The organism is Paenibacillus ginsengarvi (assembly GCF_003626695.1).
Taxonomy (GTDB): Bacteria; Bacillota; Bacilli; order Paenibacillales; family NBRC-103111; genus Paenibacillus_AB; species Paenibacillus_AB ginsengarvi.
Genome location: NZ_RBAH01000030.1, coordinates 14,741 through 39,649, shown reverse-complemented (window position 1 = coordinate 39,649; position 24,909 = coordinate 14,741). Strand labels below are relative to the sequence as shown.

Sequence of the window (24,909 nt, the reverse complement as noted above, 5' to 3'; positions counted from 1 at the left end):
TTTGATTGTTTAATAGGTTTGAACCCGTCTGGTTACGCCCGCGGTCCCTTCCGTTCGGTTGCCGCGAGCCGGCTATGCTCCTGTTCCCGATTCGGAGCGGCTTCGGCTTGCCCGGAGAAAGCCCGGTTAGCAGGTAAGCGCTGACCTTCTCTCTCCTCGCCGGGGGCTTGCACAAGCCGGCCTTGATCCGCAAGCGACTCTTTGGCGGCCTGCGGCGGCAAAGTCGTTACCGTCAACGGCAGGCTTGCTTCGGAAACATAGCCGTAGCTGTTCGTGCTGTACACGCGAAACGTATAGGCCGAAGCCGGCTCCAGACCGGAGACGGTCAGCGTCGTTCCATACGTGCTGCCCACAACGGTATTTGCACCGCCGTATACGGTATAAGTCACCGTACCTACGCTAGCCGGATGCGGATCCCACGCCAGATCGACAGAGTTTGCCGAGCGGGATGTGTACCGGAGTGCCAGCGGCGCTTCCGGCTTGTGATCGCGCAGCGTAATCGAGCCGGTGCGGGCGTATAAGCCGACGTAGCCCGAATCGGCAATATAGCCTGCGTACGAATCGACGACATCGATTACCGTGTGCCCGTCTATCTTCAGCACAATCCGTACGCCCCCCGCTGTGTCGATCGCTCCGAATTGGACGAGATGGTTGCTGCCGTAAGTCAGGTAGGCGTTTGGCAGCGCCCCTCCGATCAGCGGCGTATAGCCGGCCACATTGCCGTACAAGACGGTGCGCGTCCCGAAGTTGAAACGATGCAGTTCCACCGCGGTCGGGCTGAACACGAACAAGTACGTCTCGTTCGTCGTCGCGCTGTATGACTGGTCGTCCTGCTGCGACCGGAAGGCGAGGGCATGCCAGCCTCCGGTGTCGTTAATCGTCATCTGCACGCTTTCCAGTTCGCTGCCATACTGTCTGCCTTGAAACATCGCCAGTCCGCTCGGCGTGCGGATCGTCACCAAGCCGTCCGACGCCGTCTTTTCGGCCGTACCGTTCATATACCAATACTCAGGCTCGTCGATCATATTTTCCGTTAAGGCGAGCTTCACTTCGACGGGATACGTGAACGTTTCCGAGCTACCTTCCACGTTCGCCGTAATTTGCACATTTGCGATGCCTGCCTCCACGCCCGTAACTACACCGTTTGCCTGTACGGCGGCAACGCCCGGATCGGAGCTCGTAAACGCGATGGAGTCGATCGGCCGGTTCCGGCCAAAATACGTGACGCTCGTCACCGTAAGCGCAAGCGACTGGCGCGGCATTAGCGCCGGTTTGGACGCAGTGACGGTCAGACCAGCGTAGGCGTCGTCCACATAGATGGCATGAATAACCGGGACGGGAACGCCATTTACGGTAGCGGTGAACGTCGCTTTGCCCGGGCTGACCGCCGTCACCGTCCCGGCGCTGTCTACCGTCGCCACGGACGGATTGCTGCTTGCAAACGCGATCGTAAACGCCCCCGGATCAACCGTGGCTCCCCGTTCCGACAAGGCAGCCTCAATCTGAAGCGATGCCGTTTGTCCCGTTGTCAGCCCGGTTTCGCGAATAAACAGCTTCGCGATCGGCTCCGCCGGGCGCAGATGGCGATAGGCGGGCTCCAGGCCGGCATTTGTAATAATCGACAAGGCTCCTGCCGGCCATTCCGCATTCTCGCTCAGTACCGTACCTGTAACCGGTGTGTTTGTGCCGTTATTGACCAGCTTGGGCGTATTCGTATAGGTGCGGCTGACCGCAATATCGCGAATCGTTGTCGTCCAGATGTGCAGGAAGTTCGGCGCCGTTTCCACAACGTTATCGTACGCCTGCCAGTAGTTGCTGCCCTCGTCGAAGTAGATCGCGCCTTGACCGACGTCATGGTCGCGCAGCAAATAGTTGCCGGAGATGACACCCGGCTCGCTCGCCGAGCCGCCGGTCGTACCTAACGTATAAATGCCGCCGCCGTCGTTCAGCTTCTGCATGACGTCATAGATGAGATTGTTCTGGATGTGTACATTGCGGGTGTTCGAGGAAGGGCTTGCCGCCCAGCCATAGCCGATATGCAGTCCCGAGTACGGCACGTCGCCGATCTCGTTGTGCTTGATGTCCATGTCGACCGGATAACCGGCCGAAATCGCCGCCGCAGAGTAATACTCCACGCCCACATCGTAAACCAGATTGTTTAGCACATCGTTGTTCCGGTTCAGCTTGCGCGGATCGGTCGTCTCCTTCTGCTCGCCGGTTACGTCGCCTACCGCAATCGCGCCGCCGGAAATGTCCGTGAACACGTTGCCGACGATTTGACTGTCCTGGGTGCCTTCATCCGTTTTCAGCCCGATCGAGCCCAGATGGCTGAAGAGGTTGCCTTCGAAGGTGATGCCATGCGCATTTTGCACATGAATGGCGCCCGCCATCAGCTTATCTCCGTCGCCGCTGCCGTTTTCACGAATATGGCTGTTCTGCGCGTCGGAGTGGCCGTTTGCGGTACTCGGCCTGAGCCACGTCGCATATTCGAAGTGAATGCCTTCAAATTTCATATGGCTGACCGTCTGATCGAGGCTGCTGCCCTGCACGCGCATCAACTCCTCCAATTCGGGAGCGACGACCGACGCCGACGACATCGATTCGCCTTCGCGCGGCTTGTAGTACACATATCCGCTTGAGCGGTCCAAATACCATTCGCCCGGCTCATCGAGCAGCTCGTAAGCGTTTTCGTAATACCACGGCACGGTCGTGCTCGTCGAGCCTTTGTTGCGCATATAATACCAGCCGGGCTGCTGCATGACGATATTCGCCACGCCGCCGCTTACCGTAATGGAGTCGACCTTGCCGCGCGGGCTGGTCCATTTTTGTTTGTACACCATCTCGATGTCGCGAATGTTGCCCCAGCCTGCCAGAAACGTATCGGTCGTCGTATGGCCGGTTTCACTGCCTGTAGCGTTGCTAAGACCTCCCGTGCTGCGAGCACGAACGGCGCGAACGCCGTCGACATATAATTGGCGCGTATCCAGATCGCCTCCGCCGTATGCCTTGTATATATTTTTGGAGGCGTCATGCAGACTCCAGCCGCCGATCGTTCTGCCGCCGCTGATGACCGGACTTTCGCCGGGATACGCTTTGTATACGACGGAATATCCGTTTTTGCCGGAATCGCGTTCGTCGAATGTTAGCGTGCTTGCTTTGACGCTTCTCGTCTCGCTCACCGTTTTGTCGTTTTTGTACAGCGTTTCGCTGCGGATTTCGTAAGACTGAACGTACACGCCTTCCCGCAAATAAACGGTAATGTCCGAGGTCATGCCGCCGGTAATGGTGCGGACCTTGTCGCGCGCCCGCTGTATTGTGCGGAACGGATGGGTGATCGTACCGACATTGTCGTCGTCGCCAAGCGCGGGATCGACGTAATAGGACGATGAGGGGCCGGAATCGATCCGCTCGGAATAGGCGCTCGTATACGCGATGCCCGTATCGTATATATCGGCGGGCGTCACCTCGAACTTGACGTACTGCTCCAGCATCGCGGCCGTAACGGTGAGCGTTCGTCCCGTAGCGCCGCTAATCGCCGTATAGGGTCCGTCCTTCACGCCTGCGATCAGCCACCGGTAGGCTGTGCCCGCTTCCGCATCGAGATCGCTATCGGCATACTCATACTCGCCGGTCAGCAGCTCGCCGACCGAGGCCATCCCGGTTACACGCACCTGCTGCGCAGTCGGCGCTGCGCCCGGCTCTACGAGTTTCGGCTCGCTGTAGACGGTCGTTCCGGCAAGCGGCGCCACCGTCGTTCGCGGAGTAACGCCGAATTTCACGTATTTGCCTGTATCCGACGCCGGCACCACGTACTGGCCGGTCGACGCTCCCGGAATCGCGGCGAAAGCTCCAGCCGGCGTCTCCCCGATATACCAAGCCAGCGTAGAGCCGGCTTCGAGATCGCCGTTCACGTCCACATAATCATAGGAGGCGGTAAGTTGGCGATCCGGCTTGGCCTGACCGCCAATCGCCGCGTTCGAAGCGACCGGCGCCTGCGGAACCGGGTCCGGCGAGCTCGCCGACAGCGCAACGGATACTTGCGCATAAGCGGACGAATTCGCCTCCGCCTCGGCGCGAATCGTTACCGGGCCGGCTGCGGCGGCAGAGCTTACCGACAAAACTCCGGTAGCAGGCTCGATCGATACGCCGGCAGGACTGCCGATAACCGACCAGTGAAGCGGCTGCCCGGCCATGCCCTCCGCTGTGCCCATCTGGTTCGTCATCGTGGCCGTAAAGCCCAGCTTGTTCGCCGCGTTGCCGGCAAGCGGGATCAAGGCTCCGGCGCTGCCGGTGATCGTTACGGTTTGCGGCGCGGCCGGCTCCACGATCACGTCGTCTACATAAAAGACGCTGTATTGCCCGGCATCGTTTTTGGGTTCGCTGCTTAGCGAGTGCTGCACGAACAAGCGGGCGTTGTCGTAGATATAGCCGGCGTCCGGCGTCGTCGCCGAGGTCGGAAATGTTTTCATCGCGCGCAGCAAAGTCCATTCCGTACCTACCGTGCCGGTTGCCATAATCGGGTAATTCGCACTCCCCCATTTGACCCCGCTCTGATTCACATACAGGCCGACCTGGGCCGAGCCTTCCGCCCGTTTGACCGCTACCGAGAAATAATACGTTTGGCCCGGCTCGAACTCCATCCCCGGTTGCCCGATATTGCCCGAATAGCTGGCCGATCGGACGACCCTAGCCGACGCGTTCCCGGTATGGGCTTCCGCCGTGCTTCTGGATATCGTCGCACCCCCCGCGTTCCAGCCGGTCATATCGGTTTCGAATCCGGGGTTGACGACCTTGTTCGCCGCTGAAGCTTGCAGCTCTCCCTGCCAAACGAAAGCAGCGGATGAGCATATCATGCTGAGGATACCGATAACCTTGAGGGTATAACGAAAACGCAACCATGAGCTTGCTTTTGTGTCGGTCAATCCATCAAGCGGCAGAAACCGAGTTACTTGCATGAGCCTTACCTCCTCCATGATTGCGTATGGTAAGCGATACGCTCTAACGATTACAGAGTATACGGATCGATTCGCAGCTCGGTCAAACAATCCGTGCCGTCGAACAGCCGAATTTCCCGAAGCTCGTCGTGTGCGGCGCGCGGAACTTCTCCGTCCTGGAACGAGCGGTCCGTGATACTCAGCCGGTCCAACCGCCGATGCAGTTCGTCCCCGGCTAGCCTCCGATCGAAATGCACTACCGCCCAGCCGGTTTCGAGACGGGCGAAGTGATGCACTGTTTCTTCGCCGCGATACAACACTTGACGAATCCGCAGCTGATCTTCCTCCCGCTCCACCTCCGGCTTGATCGTGCCGCGTCTGCGCATATCCGATGAAATGCCGTTCAACGCGGCTATCGCTACATCGGCGGCTGCGAAGTGCAGCACAATCCAGCTTACTCCGGCTCCCGACTCGTACGAGGTAACCGTGCCGGTGAACCGCTTCACCATCCATTCGTCAGCCGCTTCGGCAAATACATGATGAATGCCGCTCATGCTTCGTACGACCACGAGCGCATTTTCGTGCTGGGCGCTGCGCAATTGAATGTCCGGGTAATACGATTCGCGGAACAAAGCGGGACTAAGGTAATTATCCCCGTACGATTTGGCCGGATGCGAGCGTACGTAATCTCCTTCGCGAATCAACCAGCGCAAATACGAAATTTGCTCCTCATTTACGCTGAACGAAACCGGAAACGTCTGCCAAGCCAGCCCCCAGGTCGGCCATTGGTACGAGCCCGGGATAACCGGAAACCGGTTCAGGCTGCCCAGTCGCCCGTGATGGCCGATCCAGCTTGTCGCGTAGCTGCCGTCAAACACATGCTCCTTCCGCTCGCGCGGTACGGGTTGTGCGGCCTGCTGCGGCGGAAGCTCCAGCTCCCGTTCGAACAGCAAATAAAAATTGATCCAGTTCCACAGCCCTTCCTTGCGGTAAAGCAACGCGGAATCGGAATCGATCACGCCGGCCAGTCTCAGCATCAGACTGCTCTGCCGGGTGTGGCCCTCAAAGTTGTAGCTGCGGATCGCCGGAACAAATTCATGATCGCCGTGGAACGCGTTGTAGGACAGCAGCGTATCCATATGAGCCTGCAACCGCTCCCGCAGCCCGGCATGCTCCTCACGCAAAGTCAGGCAGGCAAGACGCAGTCCGGTCACTACGATCCGGATATAACCGGGACTAATATTTTCCCCCCAGCCCCAGCCTCGATCGGTCGTGTAGGCGCTCCAGCGCTCGAAAAACCGCACCGCTTTCTCGTAATGGCCGTTTTCCTCCAGCAGATGCGCCATCGCCATATACAAGGCGCCGTCGCTGACGATTTTGTTCGGGTAGTACAGGCTCGGATGTTCCGTTTCGCGGGCAAACCAGCGCAGCGCCAGACGCATCATCTCCTCGAGCTGCTTGCGATGTCCGGCCGGAATCGCCTCTGGCTTACACAACGCAAGACATACAAGCGGCATAAGCGTAAAAAACGCCGCGTTTGAGTCGCTGACCTGCGTCTCCTCCCGGTACCACAAAAAAGCGCCGTTGTACGTGCTCGTCTCATCGGCGATTTGCAGCGAGCGCAGCGCCTGCAAAATGTCGCTGCCGAACGCTTCGTTCAGCTCGCCGCACAAAATGGCGGCTGCGTAATACGCCGCCGTCGGCCGTCCGGCATGCGTCCGCTCCAGCTTCGACACGGCCCGCGTATGCCCCGGACCATCGGTGCGAATCAAACCTTCGTCCCACTCGGTTGAGTCGATGGAGGCGGTAAACCGTTCCTGCAAAATCCGTCCTGCGTAAGATGAAAATAACGACATCGTATGCCTCCTTCTGGAGTAATCGCTTGGTCCCTTGTTTGTTATTCAACAAGCTTGTAACCGCTTTCTAAATAATAACGCTGTTCCCCCAATTGCGCCTCCGTTCCGTCGTTTACTGCGATTCCCGACGGCAACTGCGTCTCGCTTCCAGCCAGACGCCGGGAGCCTATCGGTCCCATTACGTTCTTGCAACCCATATGTTACCAGAAAGCGCTCTCTTCATGTTTTCTTTTTTTGCGGTAAAATGTTCATTTGTTGCGCTGTACTTCTATTATTTCTTCTACGCCCTGACGATCTTTGTCGACTTTTCTGCCGCAGAACGGGCATTTGTCGATGGTTTCGACCCAATCCAAGCTTCGCATCGAGGAACAATTACGTTACTATAGAAACAAAAGCATTGGGCTTATCGGCTTCTCGCGCACCTCATATTTTCTGCTATCTTTCGAAGCCTGGGGGCGAATCATGAGATTTTTCAACGAACTGAACAAAAGCCAGTTTAAATACGCGTACAGGACTACCCGCGGACCCTTCGATACGTTCCATATGCATCACGGGATGGAATTTCTGTATGTCTTCCAGGGGTCGCTCCTGATCGTCATGGAAAACCGGATTCACCAAGTCGGTCCCGGCACGCTGCTGCTGTTTCAACCCTTTCAATTGCACCGGGTAGAGCCCGATCTGGACAGCGACTACGAGCGAACCGTGCTCATCTTCGACCCGTACTATATGGAAAATCGGCTACAGCCATATCCGCAATTTCACCGCTTTTTCGAGTATCTATGCAAGGAAAAGCTGCCGGTCCAGATCGTCCGGCATCCGATGCTTGATCAGCTGTTCGATCACGGCAAACAGTATTTGTTTGGCGGAAGCGTAAAAGACGAGCAGTCCGAGCAGCTCACCTTCTTCATCCAGTCCGTGCTGCAATCGTTGTACTGGATATGGAACACACTAGACCCGGCGGCCGCGAATTCCCCCTCCCTAAGAGCAAACCATTATGCGGAGAACGTTATGAAGTGGATCGATCAGCATTTTCACGAGGAGCTTACGCTGGAGCAGCTCGCGGCCCTTGTCCATATATCGCCGTACCATTTGTCCAGACTGTTCCATGAAGCTACGGGGAGCAAAATATCCGAGCATATTACGGCCCGGCGCATCCGGGAAGCTTGTTTTTTGCTGAAAACGGGAAATACGCCGATCAAGGAGATCGGCGAGCGTATCGGCTTCCCCAACTTCTCGTACTTTTGCCGCATTTTCCGCAAGCATACGGGCTTGTCGCCGAGGGCATACCGCGAGCGGCATTGATCGGGGGGGGGGGGGGGGGTTGTTTGCCGAAGTAAAATGGGATTGTCCCCGAACGACTTATACGATCACAATGAAAAATATGGAGATCTCATGTTTGAATCCATGCACTCCCTCATGTCCTCTGATTGATAGGCATTCATTAGTTGATCTAATTCCTTTGATTTTTCAAGAACCTCGTTGCTCTGAAGACCATAAAGCAGCGCTTGTTCATTCAGTTCTCTGCGAACGATTTCAATATGCTTCAGAAGTTCATCGGCTCTTCCCACGATTCTGCGTTCTCCTCCCTGTGTGCTTCACGCAACGACGGGATACTCGCCTCTGTTTTGCACTTAATAAAACAGGAGAAAAAGAGCTGCAGCCACTTCGCTGAGACTCGTGTATATAAACGAAAGAACATTCTCCCGTTGTTCGGTTTACTCGTAGACACAATAACGCATTGCTACACTTCACCAAACATTCTTTTTAGGGCTGGTTTACGCTCGAATGTTGTGCGGCCTCAAGCATGTCCAGCAATTGTCGTGTTGACAGTTGTCTTATCGCTCCTCGCGTCCCTTTATTCCACAAAACCATCGGTTTCCATTATGGCCTCAGCTTCGATCCGATGGAAATCCAGAATGTAACGCGCAATCTCATTCGCCAAGGTAAGTATATCTTCGTATGTAAGTCCCAACTGTTCCCGTTTAAGATAAAGGACGGTTTGGACCGCCATTTTGACATGGTTCGTTGTAAACATCTCCTTTTGTCCTTTCCCGAAAAACCATCATTTGGGCAGGACCCTATCCTTCATTCCCCTTCAAAGGACGCATGCCGCCCAGTTCAACAGTACCTCCAACGGAAGCTCTACTTCTTTTTAATGCATATACAAGAAATTCTAGTGGATAACACACTAAAAGTAAAGAGTGGATTATCCACTGATCTATACTCATCTTGAGGTGAGTGCTTGTGGTATATGAACGAATACGGAATTTGCGTGAAGACAAGGATTTATCACAGGAGCAACTGTGCAAATATCTTAATTGCAAACAGCGAACGTATAGTGATTACGAACGCGGGAAGCTAGACATTCCGACCCCGCTCTTATTTGCATTAGCCGATTTTCATCAAACAAGTATCGATTATTTGCTGGGCCGAACGGATCAAAAAACGCCTTATCCACCTCCCAAAAAACGTTCTTAGAATCCGCCAGCTAGACACCACTAGCGGTTCAACTCTAGAATATGATGGATTCATGCCATATTGAGTTGGCTGCTGCTCAACCGTTCGCTCCGCACGGTTACAGCCGGTTGAATCTGTTATACCACACGGCGCAATTAATCCTCTTCTTGCTGAAAGGCTCCTCGCTCCAAATGCCCGGTTTCATGCTCCTTCACAGCAATCTGTTCTGATTATTTCCTATGGCATTATCACTTGTCGCGAAGACAAAAAAACACAACACGATGGTTAGTCGCATTGTGGTCCTAATCGTCAAATCAAAATTTCATAAAACATTCAGAACCCTTCCTTCCCCGAACACATGCCCTCCGTGATTTAATTTAAATTCATAGTTTTGAGTAATGTGTTCCTTATAGTTTTCACCATAAGGAAGTTGTATAATTACAGAATTTTTGGTTCCTCGCATAATTTTCTTGTCTCCGCTTTTACTAAGTATTTTACAAGCAATTAGTTCACCCTTAACACTAAAAGACGCCATCATTCCCGAAAAACCATCAACCTTCATTCCACCATCTTGCCCATTAAACAATAGCACTTCAGCTTCCAAACTTAGCATGAGAGAAACCTTCCCTAATACTTGTGAATTATTTTATGTGTGCGTACAAGCGAATTGAGTGGACAGCAAGCGTGTCAGGAACGGGACGTGCAGTATCTTCATCTTTATGGAGCGCTCACAGGCTAGCGTCATACAGCCGTTCGTACCCAGCCCCCGAATCGATTGGACACAGCAAGTTCGGAAGTTGCTGGAGATCTATAGTTTTATCAAAAAAAACGAACTCCCCGTTACTAACCGGGGAGAACGGACTGGCAGACTTTACAGGTTTCAATCTGCTCGTTCCTCTTTTTACAGCTCGGGAATCTCCAGTCTTGATCCTATGGGCTCTCGGGACTTGGTTCGTTCCTTATCTCATAGATTTTTTGCAGGGTTTGGATGTGAAGCGTTTTTTCATCGTCCGTTTCTTGGAGTTTGTTTCCCGACTCCGCGTTCATAAACCACTCTACAAGCCTGTACCCGAACATCAGTAGAATCATCTCATAAACGCAGTTATCCGTGATGTGTGAAAAATCCGCATATTCCGAAAAACCCTTGTAATACGCCGGGATACATCTGCGGTAGTATTCAACCATATGTTCCACATCGGCTTCGTCCGCGATCAGACTTGCCAGATCCTCACCTAAATAGCCCCACCCAGCGGTATCCCAGTCGATGAGTATGGTTTTACCGTTGGAATGGATCAGGTTTGCCACCCAAAAATCCCTGTGGCACAGCACAATAGGCAGCTTTTCAATACGGTTAATAATTTCGTCTGCGCTATCATCAATGTCGATGAGCATGCTACATAAGTGTTTCGGAATTTCGCAATCGTCGGAACGTATATAATCGTACACTCTTTTCCATGACCGATAATGAAGATAGAAGTTCTTCATATACTCCGCTTTGCTCAGATTGGTCAAGTTTTGTAAAAAAGCCGGCTGTTCGGCATATAACTTGCCTTGAAACCGTCCTAATGCCTCGGCAGCGCGTTCATACATATCGCCGGTCAAGTCTACACCCGATATACCGTCGATATATTCCATCCAGATTTGCGTTTCGTTTTCTTCTTCATTCATCTCGGCGTGATAACATTCAGGCCAACGGAAGGATTCGGAGAACAGAGCGCCGAAATTGGATTTATAAAAGTCATATTCCCTGCGCCATGAATCGGGATCGCTGTAGCGCTGCCATTTCTTCTGCGTTTTTAAAACGATTTTATAGGGTAACTTCCTGCCGTCAGTGGTTTGGGCATTACCCGTTATTAGCTGTACGCCGCCCACTGTACCGCCATGTAAGGTTTTGGTTTGGAAATCGGCGCCGCGTATTGTTGTATCAAGCATTTTGCTTAAAATCTGAGTCAGCGTTTCGGCTTTTATCTCATTCAGTATGAGTTCCTCCAATCGTTTATATCATATCCGAAAATGGTCTACCTACAGTTAAACATAACCCTTTGTGAGGAACCAATAGAAAATTTGATTATAGGCCAATTTATCGTAAAAGCTCCGGGTGCCACCACACAGCACTGCACTCCATTATTAACTCTCTAAAACCTCAACGACCGCCCCGGTCCCCATCCCGATCCCAAAGCTGCCGGAAGTAGTCGCTGCGGCCGATCAAATGTTCGAAGCTGCCTTCGCCGACAAGTTCCCCGTCCTTTATAAGCAGGATGCGATCGACCCCTTTTATGAAAGAGAGCCGGTGCGCGACAATGATGACGGTTTTGCCGTGAAACATTTGCAAAACTTGCTCCATCAGCGCCTTCTCCGTTATGTTGTCCAGCGCCGATACCGGTTCGTCGAGGATGATTACGTTTCGCTGCTGCGCGATGATTCTGCCGAAGGCCAGGCGCTGTCTCTCGCCGCCGGACAGCTTCATTCCACGTTCGCCGACGACGGTTTCGAGCCGCTCCGGCAAACGCTGCACTTTTTCGCTCAGCCGCACTTTTTCCAAAATGTCGTAAACCTGCTCATCCGGCATCCGATCGTCAAACAGCATATTTTCGCGAATCGTCGTATCAAAAATAGGCGCTTCCTGCGATATATACGATACATGGCCGTACAAGCTGTTCAGCTTGATCTCGTCCAGTTCGATGCCGTCCCACCTGATCGCTCCCGATCGTTTTTTCAGAAGTCCCAGCATCAGCTTGACGATCGTGGACTTCCCGCTTCCGCTTAGCCCTACGATCGCAACCGAACTACCTGCCGGGATCTTAAACGATACCGGGCTTAGCAGCTTGACGTTGCCGTAATCAAACGTCACGTCGGTGAACTCGATAGTCCCGCTCAGCGCCTTGACCTCCATTCCGCTATCCAGGTTCGCATCTTCCGGCGCCTGCAAAAATTGTTCGAGCCGCTTATAGGCAACCCGGTTCAGCTTGTAGTCCACGTAAAGGACATTAAAGATTGCCACAGGCGTATACACCCGGTCGATCAGGAGGAGTAGAGCGAGTGTGACGCCGATGGAGGATTCGCTGGACAACATCCGTTTGACGCCATAAACGAGAATCGCCACTTTCAACACCGTCACCAGCAGCGCAAATAGGGCGAAAAAGGATTCGTGAATCACTCGGATTCGGGCGCTAAGCTTAACCATGCCATCCGCCGTCTCGTGCAGCCTCTCGATCTCTTTCCGGTACCGCTTGTTGACCCGGAATACGACCAGTTCCATAAAGCCGCGTATCGAGTATTTGGACAGCTTCTCCTGACTGTCCAGGAGCGACGTTTTCATACTGTACAGCAGACGCAACAGCACATGGTTGATCAAGAAGATGGCGACATAACCAACCGCGATCGCGAGCATCATCCTTTTGTCGTAAAGGCTTATAAACAACATTCCGAACAGGAGCGAAGGCAGCAATTCATGCAGCATTCTCAAGAAAAAGGAGTGAATGATCTTCATCCCGGCATCGGCGCCATTTTCGATCACTTTGATCATTTCTCCCGTCCCGGTGTTCCGGTAGGCGGCGTAATCGATTTTCGACACTTTGGACAGCGCCATAAGCTTCAGCTTCTCCGCGATCCCGTTCGCTAAATACGTATGGGGGTATTCCATCGCGTATTGGAGCAGCGTAGCGCTTGCCAGCAGTATGCCGTAAATCGCGATAAGCGGCGCCACCTCGTTGAACGGACCGACCATTGTTGCCCGGTCCAGCAGTTCCTGAAACACTTTAATGCCAAATGCGTTACAAAATTGAATGAGTATGCCGAGCAAAATATATAAGACTATCATCCGTTTGAACAGATGGAAGCAGGCTTGCAGCATGATAGGTTTCCCCCATAATCAAGATGAAAAAAAGCCAAAGGAAGGCGCAGGACACCCAACGTGAAATCGCCATTCGATTCCCGTCTTTGTCTTGAACACAGTGTCCCTTGGCTTTCAGTAAGTAAGATGCCAATCGAGACCGCCTGAAGCTATAAGTTTCCGCAAAAGGGCAGACTGTCCCCTTGTTGGCCGGCACGCGTTGATCCCCGGCCCGAAACTTATATACTTCGAACGATCCGGATTGCCATCCTGTTCACCTCGATTTGGAGTATGTTCTCATTATAAGCCGTCGCCCGAAGTTACTCAACCGGAATTCTCCCGGGGTGCTCCGCCTCTGCCCCAACCTCCGGATCGGACGGTTCGCGCGGCTTGCCGCGTAAACGCAGCGCACGAGCGCTGATCGAGCGGGCGTATTCGGAAGGCGTCATGTCGATGATTCGCTTGAACTGCTTCGAAAAATAATGGAGACTGCTGTATCCGAGCCGCTCGGCGATTTCCGATACGTTTGCCTGCTCTTCCCGGATGAGTCGTTTCGCTTGCTCGATTTTGAGCCGGTTGAAATATTCCATCACACCCATTCCGTACTTATCCCGAAACAGCGCTTTCATTCGCGTCCGGCTGATCGTAAACTGCTCGCACAGCTGATCGAATTTGAGCGGCTGTGCGATATGATCGCGCATGTAGCGAATGACGGACTGCATCAAATCGTCCCCTTCCAGCTCGGCGGATACGCTCGTCATCTTGACCGCCTCCTTGCCCTCTTCCCCTTTGCGAATAAGCTGGATAAGCAATATTTCCAAATAGTTTCGGATTAGTTGGTCCGTGCCGAAGGCCGCTCCGTCGCGCTTGATCGGAGGGCCTGCCATATGCGGCGAGTCGATCGGCGGATCGAACGCCTGAAGCCCTTCTTGGACGATGCGGGACAGCAGCTGCCTCTCGTTCTCATGCAGGCGGAACATTTTGTCCTCGAAAAAAGCCATACACGGCGCGGCGCATTCGAACGAGAGAATAATCAGATTCAGCGCGGTGCTGTTCAGCGCCCGGCCCCCATGAAACAGGTTCGGCTTGTAAAAAATCATATCGCCCTGCGTCAAATGATGCCGCCCCGAATCCGTAAATACTTCCAGATCGCCGGTATCGACATAAACAAATTCCCAAAAATCGTGCTTCTCCCCGCTGGTGTAAAATTGCCGGGACATCTCTCTATAATAAAACGTGACCAATTTGCGAATAGCAAGCTCTTCTCCGAGCACATATCTCGGACGATCCGAACTATCCATCACAATCCCCCCGACCGAAATGGCAAACTATTAGCCCTGAACCGCAAAGCCATGCGTCATAATTGCACTTATTATATTTCATGAATACTCCCGCCACTTACCTAAGCTAGCGCTTCGGTTGAAGTGGGGGTTTCTGATTGGACACCCTTGTACCTTACAAGATGGTTTTCATCAGTGGAGTTGACACGTTGACGGACTAAATACCGCCCAACCCCGCTATCCCATCGGCAATTGCCTCTGGGAATACTTTGCGCATGATGTTCGCGGCGGCGTTCACATCGGCATGAATCAAGCCGCTCCGACTTCGGTACAAGCCGCGGCAAATCCGCCTGCCCGAGAAGGTTCTGGCGACGCCCTCTTCATACTTGGGCAAGGGATCGCCATCCAGGAAACTGGCTTTCGAGGTGTAAGCCTCTTCGGTTAGGATCACCTCGATGCCAAGCGCCGCGGCTTTATAGTGGATCATGGATACGAGCATCTGATGCGGGATCTGGCAGAACGACTGGTTGTTGCGTCGCCCCATACCCGTTTCCATCTTCCACCCCGGGTTATAGCCGATGACGATCGTTCCGACCCGCTGCTCGGCAGCGAACCTGACGATGTAGTGACTCGCCTTGTGGAACATGTCCTTGATTCTCCGATGGCGTTTCAAGTGCAGACGCTCTAATCGCTTGGACGTATGGGCGCCTTCCTGCGGCTGCTTCCCTTGACGGAGAATCCCGGTATAATGCGCCTTCCATTTGTTGTAGTACTGGTTGACCGCTTTGATCGTCTTGCCCTTCACGCATACCGGCCTGTGGCCCGTATTTGTGACGAGGGTTGCAAGCTGATCGATGCCCAGATCCATCGCCAGTACATGCTCTTTCTTGACATCCGCCGTTTCGGTCAGGCAGGCGAAGACCAGTTCCATCACATACTGTCCGTATTTCGGAAGGATGCGAACCTGCTTCAATAGGTCGTCCGTGCATCCAAGCTTGCCGATGTTGAGCCGCTGTTTCGTCAGGGGGAGTTTGAGGTATTTGCGGTCCTTGATCTTGCAATCCTGATTGGTGAGGATGACTTCCTTCGCCTTGGCACGGGTGTAGCCGGGAATATGCGGCCTCCCGGTGTATTTGTCCGGATGAACGCGATAATCCTTGATGCTGGCGAAGAAGGATGACCAATTGGCGTATACACCCTTCATCACCGATTGACTGCATTGTGCAGGCAGTGCCCGGTAATCCGGTTGTTCCATCGCCTTGAACAGGCAATCCAGAAAAGCATAACTCACAAAAGGAGAGGCACGTGCCCACAACTCGAACAAGCAGCAACGGGAGTCCTTACGCGGGTCGGCCGGTTTTAGAAGTTGGTTCCGAAGTCTCTTCCGGTGGGCTTCCCGTTGACGTTCGTTCATCAAGCCGATGTTCGCCTGCAACGTGTCCAGGACTTGTTGTTGCAGGGGCTGAAGAGGCTCATCTTGCCGAAGTGCTGTAAACACTTGGCGAATATAAAAGTTGGTGGTATTATGCAAGTTCTTCGCTTCTCGGCACAATCGTTCCGAGTAGGCATACAGCCGATGACCGGGCTTGATCCAAACTTGATACGTTCGGTAGGTTGGTTCTGACACACAATCACCTCCACGAAACCAAACATACGTTCCATTCCATTTTATCATAAATGTTTGAACAATGGGAGAGGACTGCAAGTGATCAGATCTGCTACAGGTATTTCAAGGATATCGCCAATTCACCACCCCCTTAGCACCTTCGGTGTTTGAAGAGGGCGTCCTCTCGACGATATTTCATAGATTGTCAAATTGAAATAGTTCAGGAGAGGGTGGCGCATATGAGTAAAATCCGAATCGGGTTAATAGGCTGCGGCGGAATGGGGGGCGGCGGACACGCCAGCGGACTTACGGCGCTCGGCGATCGTTTGGAGGTTACGGCCGTGTGCGATCTCGATCCGGCGCGCGCACAGGCAGCGGCTCAGCGTTTGGGAGCTGCCGTCGCGGTAACCGACTACAAGGAGCTGCTCGAGCATGTCGACGCGGTGCTGATCGCGCTGCCTCACGATTTGCATAGCGAGATCGGCCTCGCCTGCCTCGAGGCGGGCAAGCATGTGCTGATGGAGAAGCCGCTCTGCAACACGGAAGAAGAGTGTCTGAGCCTTATTGAAAAGGCCGAGAGCAAAGGGCTCGTGTTGATGACTGCTTACCCAGTCCGCTTCTGGCCGATCGTTCAGGAAATGAAGCGGCTCGTCGAGGCGAAGACGTACGGGGAAGCTTTTCATATGTCGATCTGGACCGAGCAGTTTACGAAGTTTCCGCCCGGCCACTGGGTCGGATCGGCAGCGCAGCTTGGCGGAGGCCAGTTGTTCAGCCATGGCTGCCACTATATCGATCTGATGCTTTGGTTTCTCGGTCGGCCCATCAAAGGCTTTCATTTGGGGACTAACTTCGGTACGCCGTGGATGGAACGTGAAGGCACGAGCGATCTCGCGATCGAGTTCGAAGGCGGCGCCGTCGGCTACCACTTCGGCACGTGGGGGGCGCGCGGGACGAGGCTCGGCTACAGCATCCATATCCACTGCACCGAAGGCATGCTGGAGTACAACCGGGCGGAGGGCAAGCTGTATTTGCACTCGAACATCGCGGCGGAGCAAGCGAATCTCGACACATCGTCGAAAACCCGCGTACTGATGGAGGACAATTTACCCGGCAAAAAGACGCAATACGAAACGGAGCATTTTCTCGAATGTATCCGCACCGGCCAGCGTCCCTCACCGACGGACCCGGCAGTCTGCAAGGACTGCGGGTCATATGGCGGCTGTACGAAGCGGAGCTCGCCGGTAAAGTGGCGGATCTGAGAGGACTTGGCCTGGAGGAATATGCCGGCGAGTTCGTCTAACCGGGGTAGCCGGAGCTCGATCGGAGCGGTTGGAACTTTCCAATCGCTCTCGATTCGGCTTAAGGGGAAAACTAACTACCCCCTCACTCGTTCATAAATGCGTCTGCACCTTGCCGGGCGAAAAAGCCCATTCCAAGCTCCGTGTATACAGCTTGTCCTGCTGCTGCCAGTCATACGAAAACGCTCCTGTACGCTTTTCCGCCAACTGCTTGAAATATCGGCCCGACACGCCTTCTAGCGCCGGATCGACAGCCAGCCTGACGGAAGGCTCCGCCCCTTTCACCGGATCGGACATGAATAGCTTCATGAGCGGCCGCAAAAACGAAGGGGCCATCCGCGCCGACTGCGGCGTGTATATGACACCGGGATGAACCGCATTAACCGTCACGGACGTGCCTTCCAGCTCCCGGGCCAGTGCGTATGTGAACATGACGACAGCCAGCTTGGCTGTTCCGTAAGCCTGCATCGCCTTGTAAGGCACCGGATCGGTCAACTGCGCGATATCGAGACGCTTGGCCTGCATTTCGGAGGCGACCTGAACGATCCGCGCCGGCGAGCTTTTCTTAAGCGTATCGAGCAGCAAATGGGTCAGCAGAAATGGAGCATAATAGTTGAGCGCAAATGTCAGCTCCATGCCTTCGTCATTTTTGCGATGCTCTTTGAAAACGCCGCCGGCGTTATTGATAAGCACATGCAGCCGGTCGTGCCGGCTCAAAAATTGGTTCGCCAATGAGCGGACGCCGCCGGTCGTGGTCATATCGGCAAGCAGCAGCTCCACATTGGGGTTGCCGCTGCGCCGGATCACATCGGCTCTCGCTTCTTCGCCGCGGCTCGCGTCTCTTGCCGCCATAACGACGGTCGCGCCAGTTTTCGCCAGTCCCACCGCCGTTTCCTTGCCGATCCCTGTACTCGCTCCCGTAACGAGACATACTTTCCCGCTTGTGTTCATCGCCACTCCTGCCTCCCTTATGTATAAAATTGAAACGCCACGCGGCCGAACCATTCGGCGTCTTGTTCCCGGTATAACGTCTTCGGTTCGACAGCGTCGCCTCCGCTTCCAAGCGCAATAAGCAGCGGAACGAAGTGCTCCGGCCGGGGAACTGCGAACGACGCATGAGGCGCCAGCTTTCGGTAATCCAGCAAAGCGCGGATATCCCGCTGCTCCGTTTTCTCGATAATCCAGGCTTCGAACTCCATCGATTTACGTCTCACCATAGCCGGGTCCATGCCGAAGCCGAATTGGTGCGCGATCGAGCCGCTGCCAACGACGAAAATGTTGTCATCGCCGAAGCCGCGAAGCGCCTCGCCGATGGCGAGCTGCCGCTCCGGCGGCAGGAACGGATGGACCGATACGGGAACAACCGGGATGTCCGCTTCCGGAAACATCCGTTTCAATATGATCCATACTCCGTGGTCGAGCCCTCTGCGGGAGTCCAGCCGCGCCTCTATAGATTTGCTGCCGAATGCGTCGCGCACCGCCGCGGCTATAGCGGTCGAACCTCTCGCCGGATATTTCAGCGTATACAGTTCGGGAGCAAAACCGCCGAAATCGTAGATCGTTTCGAACACGTCATCGCTAGAGCCGATCGTGAGCACTTCGCTTTCCCAATGCGCGGAAAAAAGAACGATCGCTTTCGGCGCCGGATAAGCGGCCGCCAGCCGCTCCAAAAACTCCGTATAACGGTTATGCTCCAGCGCCAGCATCGGCCAGCTGTGCGAAATAAATAAGGAAGGAATCATAAACGCGCTCCTCTATTCGTGGAAGTGAAACCGGTAATGCCTATCGCTTACGTATTTGCTTTCCATACTTGCTCATGCTGCACACTTCTCTAGGAATAGTGTTTTTCCATCCGCTCGCTTGCCTCGTGAAGCAAATGGATCAGTTGCTGGCTGTGACTTTTGTCCAAAATGTCCGAATGGAGCAGATAGATGCGATTCAGGCTTTCATAGATTGCATCGCACAGCGAAATACCCTCTTCCGTTAAATCCAGCAAAATGTGCTTGCCTTCTGATTTTCGCTTCACAAGCCCTTGCTTCTCCAGCTTATCTATGAATCGCGTACTCGTGGACGGGGCTATCGATAGCTTCTTGCACAGCTCTTTCTGCGAAATGCCCGGATGATCGCGAAGCGTTATGACCAAATAGGCGTATGATGGCGGAATATCCAAAGCTGCGAATGCCTGCTCGGCAAGCTTGTCCATATGTCTCGCAAACCGCGCGACGGTAAAATACAAACAATGGCTTAGTAAGTAGTCGGAAGCTGGCGGTTTGATGTCGGCACCTCCTTCATTCATTTGTATATACAATTGAATGGGATGCGTTAATTATATGCTTTTGCGGTTCGGTTGTAAATTCGATTCTGTACTACAACCTACCGGAGGTAGATTCGCAGTTATACGGCTGCTGCGAAAACATTTGATCAACATTCGCTCTTACAATCGGATTCCTGATGGAAACTTTAAAGGTTGGAATCCGATTGTAAAGGCTCGCTATTCCAACCTTCGAACATAGCCAATGAACCGCAGTCTCACCGTCTCGATGCGTAAAACTGGCGGTGGAGCTCGCGAACTTCATCCGCAAGCGCCGGAACCGGACCGTCTACAACGGTATCGCGAATAACCTCCTGGATCGGAAGATTCCGCACGCGCGAAGCCGGTACCCCCCATTCGCTCAGCCATGCCGCAAGCTGTTCGGAGGAGCTGGCATACACGATTCGGCCTAATCCGGCCCAGCCGTGGGCGGCGGCGCACATCGGACAATGCTCGCCGGATGTGTACACGGTCGCCCGGCTTCTTTCCTCCGGCGTCATGTTTCCCGCCGCCCAGCGGGCAAGCGCAAATTCCGGGTGCTGCGTATGGTCTCCCCCCGCTACATGGTTATGATCTTCGGCAAGCACCTCGCCGCCGGCCGAGACGAGAACGGAGCCGAACGGCTCATCGCCTACGTCCAGAGCGGTTTTGGCAAGCTGCACGCAGCGTCTTAAATAGTTCAGATCGGTTTCGTTAATCACAGAGAGATCCCCTTCCTGTCGAGTCTAACGATAGGCTACCACAATCCGGTTGGCAGGAACAGGATCGGTTCCATATAGCGTGCATACGTTTTTCATATATATGCGAACCGCTGACCCTATCAGCTCCCCGGAGACTCTCTCGTATAACCGAAAAAGGTCAACTCGCCTTTTTCGTTCCGCTTTATTTTGTACGGATGAAGCTGGTCGCTGTGGCGGCGGACAAATTCCCCTTCGCCTACCGGATAAAGCTCGATATGGAGATTGCCGGCGAATCTAGTAAAGATCAGCTTGCCACTATGAACTTCCACCTCGATTTTCCGTTTTAAGTACGTTCCGCAGTACATCTCAAGCTCGCTTTCGCTCATGGGAACTTCCTTGTGCCTTACGGGGGCTTCCACCTCGACATGATGCAAAATATCTGCTATGGCCTGGCCGAGCCGGTACTGGTGAATCGTTTCGTTATTGGACAGGATGATGATGCACAGATCTTCGTCGAAAAAGTGCTGCACATACGTGCTTATGCCGAGATGATCGCCTCCGTGGGAATAACAGTCGGTGCCGTAAACGCGGTGATGCTCCAGCCCATAGCAATAACGATTTTCATTTACGCGAAAAAAACGGGCGTACGCCTGCGGGGACAGCAGTCTCCGATTCCGTAAACACATAAACCATTTGTACAAATTATCGCAGTTGGACACGATCGCCCCTGCGCCTATGCTGAATTTTTCGTTATAATACGGGCATTTGACGGTTTTATCGAAGTCTTTCGCATAATTGCAAGACCGGTTCTGGATCGGCTTGCAGCCGTCGTCCACATCGCTGTCCGTCATGCCAAGCGGCTCGAAGATATGGGTGCGCATGTAATCCGCATAGCACACGCCGGACACCTGTTCGATGATCCACGCCAGCAGATTGTAATTGGAATTATTGTAATCGTAGACGAGCCCCGGGGGCTTGGAAGGCTTCTTATTAATATAGTGCCGGAAAAAATCGTCTCGCGAGTAATCCGTTCTATTATAGCCGGCAAAAAAATCGTTTTCGAAATTATAGTAGTTGTACAAGCCGGAGGTGTGCGACAGCAGATGGTGTACGGTAATCGATTCGTCGATTGGCATATCCGCCGGTACATAGAAACGGGCGGAACGGTCGATGTCCAGCTTGCCTGCATCATACAGCTGCATAATCGCGAAAGCCGTAAACTGCTTGGAGACGGACGCGAGCGAGAAACGGGAACGGATCTCGTTGCGGATTCCGAACTCCAGACTGGCATAACCGTACGCGTTTTCGAACAGCACTTCGCCTTGGCGGATGACTTGAATGACGCCGTAAAAGTCCCATAGCTGCAAGTAATCGCGGATATAAGCTTCGAGCTTCAATTGCATCGTTTGCATCGGTCGTGCCCCTTCCTTCTATTTCATAGACATAAGCCCAGAGTAGCACAAACCGTCCGGATGGAGCGAGAATTTTCCGCTATAATCGAAAGCAGCGAGCCGCCGCCGAGAGACTGCCGCAAAAAACCAAAAATCCGCGATAGCCGCGGATTCCCGTATGAACTCAAATTTTAAAACGCAGCGTGATATCTTGCAGCTCCTGGGCCATTTTCGTGAGCGCTTGGACTGCTGCGGAAATTTCCTCCATAGCGATGAGCTGCTCCTCCGAAGCCGACGCGACATGCTCGGTTTTGGCATGGGCCGATTGGGCGATGCTCTCCATATCTTGCAGCGATGCGGTAATTTGCTCGCTGCCTGCCGACATCTGCTCGGAAGAAGCGGATACCTCCTGCATTTGGTGAGCCACTTCCTGCACCGCCGTCAAAATGTTCCCGAACGCCTCTCCCGCTTCGCGAACCGAAACCGTGCTCTGCTCCACTTCCTTGTTGCCCTTCTCCATCGCCATAACCGCCATCTGCGTCTCGGTCTGGATCTGCCGGATAATGCCTGCGATCCGCTCGGCCGATTGCCGCGACTGCTCGGCCAGCTTGCGCACCTGATCGGCGACAACGGCGAAGCCGAGTCCGTGTTCTCCCGCTCTGGCCGCCTCGATCGCTGCGTTAAGCGCAAGCAGATTCGTTTGGGCGGCAATGTCCGTAATCGCGTCGACGATCTGCCCGACCTCCTGCGACTTCGCGCCAAGCTTGTTGATAACGTCGGAGGAATCGGCTACGGAAACGCGCAATACGTCGATCTGAACGATCGCCTTCTGGATCGCCTCGTTGCCCTGCGCCGCCTCCTTGGCCGCTTCCACCGATCGTTCGGATACGTTGCCGGAAAATTCGGCGATCCGGTTAATGCCGATCGCCATCTCCTCGATGGCTCGGACGCTCTCCATCGTGCTGCGCAGCTGCTGCTCGGCGCCGCCGGCAATTTCCTGTATCGACACGACGACCCGATTCGTCAATTCGCTCGATTGCTCGGAGCTGGCCAGCAGCTGCTCGGAGCTGGCGGACAAGTTCTGAGCTTCCTCCCCCACTTTAAGCACAATGCTTCTCAGACCGGTAATCATCTTATTGAAGTCGCTTGTAAGCATGCCGATCTCGTCGTTCGAGTGATAGCTGCCGGTTACGGTCAGATCGCCGTCCTGCGCTTTGGCCATCCAGCGTTGCAGATCCCCGACCGGGCGTGTAATCATCCGCGCTACTATGAAACCTAAGAACGAGCAGAGCAGCACCGCGAGCAGCGTCACTACGATAATGACGGTAATACCCGTTTTCGAGCTTTGTACGCTTTCCTCATAAAACGCTTTGGCGTCTTCCTCGTTGAACTTGACGACATTTTCCAGACTCGCGATCATTTCGGCGCGAATCGGCTTGAAGCTGTTGACGTATTCCTTGTGCGCCTCTTCTTTCAGATTCTGGAGAGCCAGATCGTCGACCTTTTTCTTCGCTTCATTATTTTTCGGAATCAGTCCGATAAATTTGTCGTATTGCTCCTTGGCGCGAGGCGAAAGCTCAATCGACTCCAGCTCTTTGCGAGTCGCCTGGTTTTTGTCCCGCGTCTGCGTAATCTGCTGCTGAATTTGCTGAATGATCGACTGGTCCTTAGCCAGCAGCAGCTCAAGCTGCATCGAATCCATCTGCGAATTGCCGAACAGCAGCGCTTCGACCAAGCTGTTCGTAACCATCTTCTTCTCGTACATCGCGCGGGCATTATGAGAGAGCGAGCTCATAATGCCGAAGCCGGAGATACCAATCGTCAGCAAGAACAATATGGCCAGACCGATAATCCCGAAAATTTTCGTCCGAACTTTCAAATTTCGCAGCAAACTCATAAGCGGCAGCCTCCATCTATTTGCGTCAAAACCAAAAAATCCCAGCCCAAAAAAAGGGATGGAATTCGTCACCCTGTTTTTCGGCGGCCCGGCTGCCGATGGAATGTTGCCATTCGGTAGGCCCGTGGCTTTGCGTCCTTCCCTTTCGGAAAGTTTGCCTTTATCGTTTTGGAAGGAAAATCCTTCAAAAGTATATACTAGATTTCCGTAAAGAACAAGACTAATTTACTAGACGCGGATATAAATATCGTGTAAATTTTCGTCGGAAAATAGTCGCACAGACATATTTTAAATAGGCAGCGAGACTCTGACGGCATCACAAACTCATTTCCCACATGCATCTTAGCGGAACTTCTGCTTCCGTTATCACTATCTCAGCGGAACCGTCAGTTCCGTTATTGCCACTTCGTGAGCTTCACTAGGCCCACATAGCGGAAGCCGCACTTCCTTTATGGCTCCATTTACCCGAATCGACTCGAGTTACCTGCGGCCTTAACGGAACTTGCACTTCCGTTATTGTCCCGATCAGCGGCTTACCCCCAGCTATAACGGAACTTTCACTTCCGCTTCCCTGCCCCACAGTGTTAGAAAAAAGGACTGATGATTTTCTCATCAGCCTTTGTACATATTCCGTAACCATTATAAGTACCCCTTCTAACGTGGGGCGCAGATTTAAGGCGGCACGCCGTACCGGCTTTTCCCTTGCCTCGGTCCCGCCCGCGGCAGAAGGAGAGATCCGGCCCGGAATAGACCGCGGTCGTTTGACCGGGCCCATCTTGTTCGCACAACCGATAGCTTGACGCATCGAGAACCCGCCCCGTGAGAACAGGCGGACGGCCTACCCCATCATTTCTTTGATTTGATTGATATGTCTTTGTTCATGCAAATAAAGCGATTTGATCCAATCGATTAGCAGCATTTCTTGAAAAACCGGGTGGACGGCATGTTTTTTACTCAGTATGGACGGATCGGCCAACTGGTTGAGCAGCTCATCTAGCTGTCGTCTGGAACGATTCAGTCTATCAACCAGTTCATCCCGTTCCAGTATTTCGTCCGTAGGTCTAGCAATTTCGGGTGCTTCCAGCTTCCTGCTTCTGTCCAGAAGAAATTCCAGCGACCTTGGCGGCGTACTAGCGTCTTCGTCGCTCTTCAACGCTTTTTTGATAACAAGCACATACAATTGCTCCGTTTTGGCCAGATGCTGGCACACCTCGCAAATACTCCAGCCGGATGGCTGCTTGCGCTTGGCGTTTAATTGAGCCCGGCTCAGATCGGTTATCGTATCGAGCAGGCTGGTTCTAGTGGCTTGCAGCTGCTGAATGATCGTTTGAAGTTCCAAGGCAATGTCCCTTTCCGTAAAAATTCCC

General features: G+C 53.6%; 19 protein-coding genes and 1 riboswitch. Of the genes, 3 read left to right on the top strand and 16 right to left on the bottom strand.

Going from position 1 to position 24,909, the window contains the following annotated elements; genetic code table 11:
• Nucleotides 1-32: 32 nt before the first annotated feature.
• Genes D7M11_RS29890 through D7M11_RS36985 form a run of 3 tightly spaced genes read right to left on the bottom strand, consistent with a single transcriptional unit; the run spans nucleotide 33 to nucleotide 6,987 of the window.
• Complete coding sequence (locus D7M11_RS29890; protein ID WP_158606902.1) at nucleotides 33-4,955, bottom strand: Ig-like domain-containing protein; 4,923 nt, start codon at nucleotides 4,953-4,955, stop codon at nucleotides 33-35.
• A 50-nt stretch (nucleotides 4,956-5,005) separates the two neighbouring features.
• A complete protein-coding gene (locus tag D7M11_RS36580; protein WP_158606901.1) occupies nucleotides 5,006-6,790 on the bottom strand; it encodes a hypothetical protein in 1,785 nt (594 codons plus the stop codon).
• A gap of 41 nt (nucleotides 6,791-6,831) precedes the next feature.
• Complete coding sequence (locus D7M11_RS36985; protein WP_193556317.1) at nucleotides 6,832-6,987, bottom strand: hypothetical protein; 156 nt, start codon at nucleotides 6,985-6,987, stop codon at nucleotides 6,832-6,834.
• 265 nt (nucleotides 6,988-7,252) lie between these two features.
• Between D7M11_RS36985 and D7M11_RS29885 the strand changes: the two genes are divergently transcribed.
• The gene (locus D7M11_RS29885) at nucleotides 7,253-8,092 is read left to right on the top strand and encodes an AraC family transcriptional regulator (RefSeq protein ID WP_158606900.1); all 840 of its coding nucleotides are present in this window, start codon (nucleotides 7,253-7,255) and stop codon (nucleotides 8,090-8,092) included.
• A gap of 65 nt (nucleotides 8,093-8,157) precedes the next feature.
• On the opposite strand, the gene D7M11_RS29880 is transcribed toward D7M11_RS29885, so the two are convergent.
• Nucleotides 8,158-8,358 (bottom strand): aspartyl-phosphate phosphatase Spo0E family protein, encoded by a 201-nt coding sequence (locus D7M11_RS29880; RefSeq protein WP_120750939.1) that lies wholly within the window; start codon nucleotides 8,356-8,358, stop codon nucleotides 8,158-8,160.
• A 670-nt stretch (nucleotides 8,359-9,028) separates the two neighbouring features.
• On the opposite strand from D7M11_RS29880, the gene D7M11_RS29875 reads away from it, so the two are divergent.
• Complete coding sequence (locus D7M11_RS29875) at nucleotides 9,029-9,268, top strand: helix-turn-helix domain-containing protein (RefSeq protein ID WP_338042521.1); 240 nt, start codon at nucleotides 9,029-9,031, stop codon at nucleotides 9,266-9,268.
• A gap of 301 nt (nucleotides 9,269-9,569) precedes the next feature.
• Here D7M11_RS29875 and D7M11_RS29865 read toward each other — a convergent pair whose 3' ends face one another.
• The 5 genes from D7M11_RS29865 to D7M11_RS29845 all read right to left on the bottom strand — a co-directional run bounded on the left by D7M11_RS29865 (nucleotide 9,570) and on the right by D7M11_RS29845 (nucleotide 15,986).
• A complete protein-coding gene (locus tag D7M11_RS29865) occupies nucleotides 9,570-9,860 on the bottom strand; it encodes a hypothetical protein (RefSeq protein WP_120750937.1) in 291 nt (96 codons plus the stop codon).
• Nucleotides 9,861-10,177: 317 nt separating this feature from the next.
• Nucleotides 10,178-11,179, bottom strand: a complete 1,002-nt coding sequence (locus D7M11_RS29860; protein ID WP_120750984.1) for an aminoglycoside phosphotransferase family protein — start codon at nucleotides 11,177-11,179, stop codon at nucleotides 10,178-10,180.
• Between the two features lie 211 nt (nucleotides 11,180-11,390).
• The gene (locus tag D7M11_RS29855) at nucleotides 11,391-13,100 is read right to left on the bottom strand and encodes an ABC transporter ATP-binding protein (RefSeq protein WP_120750936.1); all 1,710 of its coding nucleotides are present in this window, start codon (nucleotides 13,098-13,100) and stop codon (nucleotides 11,391-11,393) included.
• A gap of 299 nt (nucleotides 13,101-13,399) precedes the next feature.
• On the bottom strand, nucleotides 13,400-14,380 hold the full coding sequence (locus D7M11_RS29850) for an AraC family transcriptional regulator (protein WP_120750935.1): 981 nt from the start codon (nucleotides 14,378-14,380) through the stop codon (nucleotides 13,400-13,402).
• A 196-nt stretch (nucleotides 14,381-14,576) separates the two neighbouring features.
• Nucleotides 14,577-15,986 (bottom strand): RNA-guided endonuclease InsQ/TnpB family protein, encoded by a 1,410-nt coding sequence (locus D7M11_RS29845; protein WP_120750934.1) that lies wholly within the window; start codon nucleotides 15,984-15,986, stop codon nucleotides 14,577-14,579.
• A 218-nt stretch (nucleotides 15,987-16,204) separates the two neighbouring features.
• Between D7M11_RS29845 and D7M11_RS29840 the strand changes: the two genes are divergently transcribed.
• Nucleotides 16,205-17,224 carry a Gfo/Idh/MocA family protein gene (locus D7M11_RS29840; RefSeq protein WP_120750933.1) on the top strand — a complete coding sequence of 340 codons (1,020 nt, stop codon included), beginning with the start codon at nucleotides 16,205-16,207 and terminating at the stop codon, nucleotides 17,222-17,224.
• A 132-nt stretch (nucleotides 17,225-17,356) separates the two neighbouring features.
• Here the strand turns inward: D7M11_RS29840 and D7M11_RS29835 are convergent, their stop codons facing one another.
• The 7 genes from D7M11_RS29835 to D7M11_RS29805 form a co-directional block, all read right to left on the bottom strand.
• Entirely contained in the window at nucleotides 17,357-18,214 is an 858-nt protein-coding gene (locus D7M11_RS29835) for an SDR family NAD(P)-dependent oxidoreductase (RefSeq protein WP_158606899.1), read from the bottom strand.
• A 17-nt stretch (nucleotides 18,215-18,231) separates the two neighbouring features.
• Entirely contained in the window at nucleotides 18,232-19,005 is a 774-nt protein-coding gene (locus D7M11_RS29830) for a dioxygenase family protein (RefSeq protein WP_120750931.1), read from the bottom strand.
• Nucleotides 19,006-19,094: 89 nt separating this feature from the next.
• Nucleotides 19,095-19,559 (bottom strand): MarR family winged helix-turn-helix transcriptional regulator, encoded by a 465-nt coding sequence (locus D7M11_RS29825; RefSeq protein WP_120750930.1) that lies wholly within the window; start codon nucleotides 19,557-19,559, stop codon nucleotides 19,095-19,097.
• A 233-nt stretch (nucleotides 19,560-19,792) separates the two neighbouring features.
• The gene (locus D7M11_RS29820; RefSeq protein ID WP_120750929.1) at nucleotides 19,793-20,275 is read right to left on the bottom strand and encodes a nucleoside deaminase; all 483 of its coding nucleotides are present in this window, start codon (nucleotides 20,273-20,275) and stop codon (nucleotides 19,793-19,795) included.
• 119 nt (nucleotides 20,276-20,394) lie between these two features.
• Nucleotides 20,395-21,666: a serine hydrolase domain-containing protein gene (locus D7M11_RS29815; RefSeq protein WP_120750928.1), complete on the bottom strand. Its 1,272-nt coding sequence runs from the start codon at nucleotides 21,664-21,666 to the stop codon at nucleotides 20,395-20,397.
• A 163-nt stretch (nucleotides 21,667-21,829) separates the two neighbouring features.
• On the bottom strand, nucleotides 21,830-23,542 hold the full coding sequence (locus tag D7M11_RS29810; protein ID WP_120750927.1) for a methyl-accepting chemotaxis protein: 1,713 nt from the start codon (nucleotides 23,540-23,542) through the stop codon (nucleotides 21,830-21,832).
• Between the two features lie 79 nt (nucleotides 23,543-23,621).
• Nucleotides 23,622-23,711: riboswitch (cyclic di-GMP riboswitch) on the bottom strand.
• 669 nt (nucleotides 23,712-24,380) lie between these two features.
• Complete coding sequence (locus D7M11_RS29805) at nucleotides 24,381-24,881, bottom strand: DinB family protein (protein WP_120750983.1); 501 nt, start codon at nucleotides 24,879-24,881, stop codon at nucleotides 24,381-24,383.
• Nucleotides 24,882-24,909 lie beyond the last annotated feature (28 nt).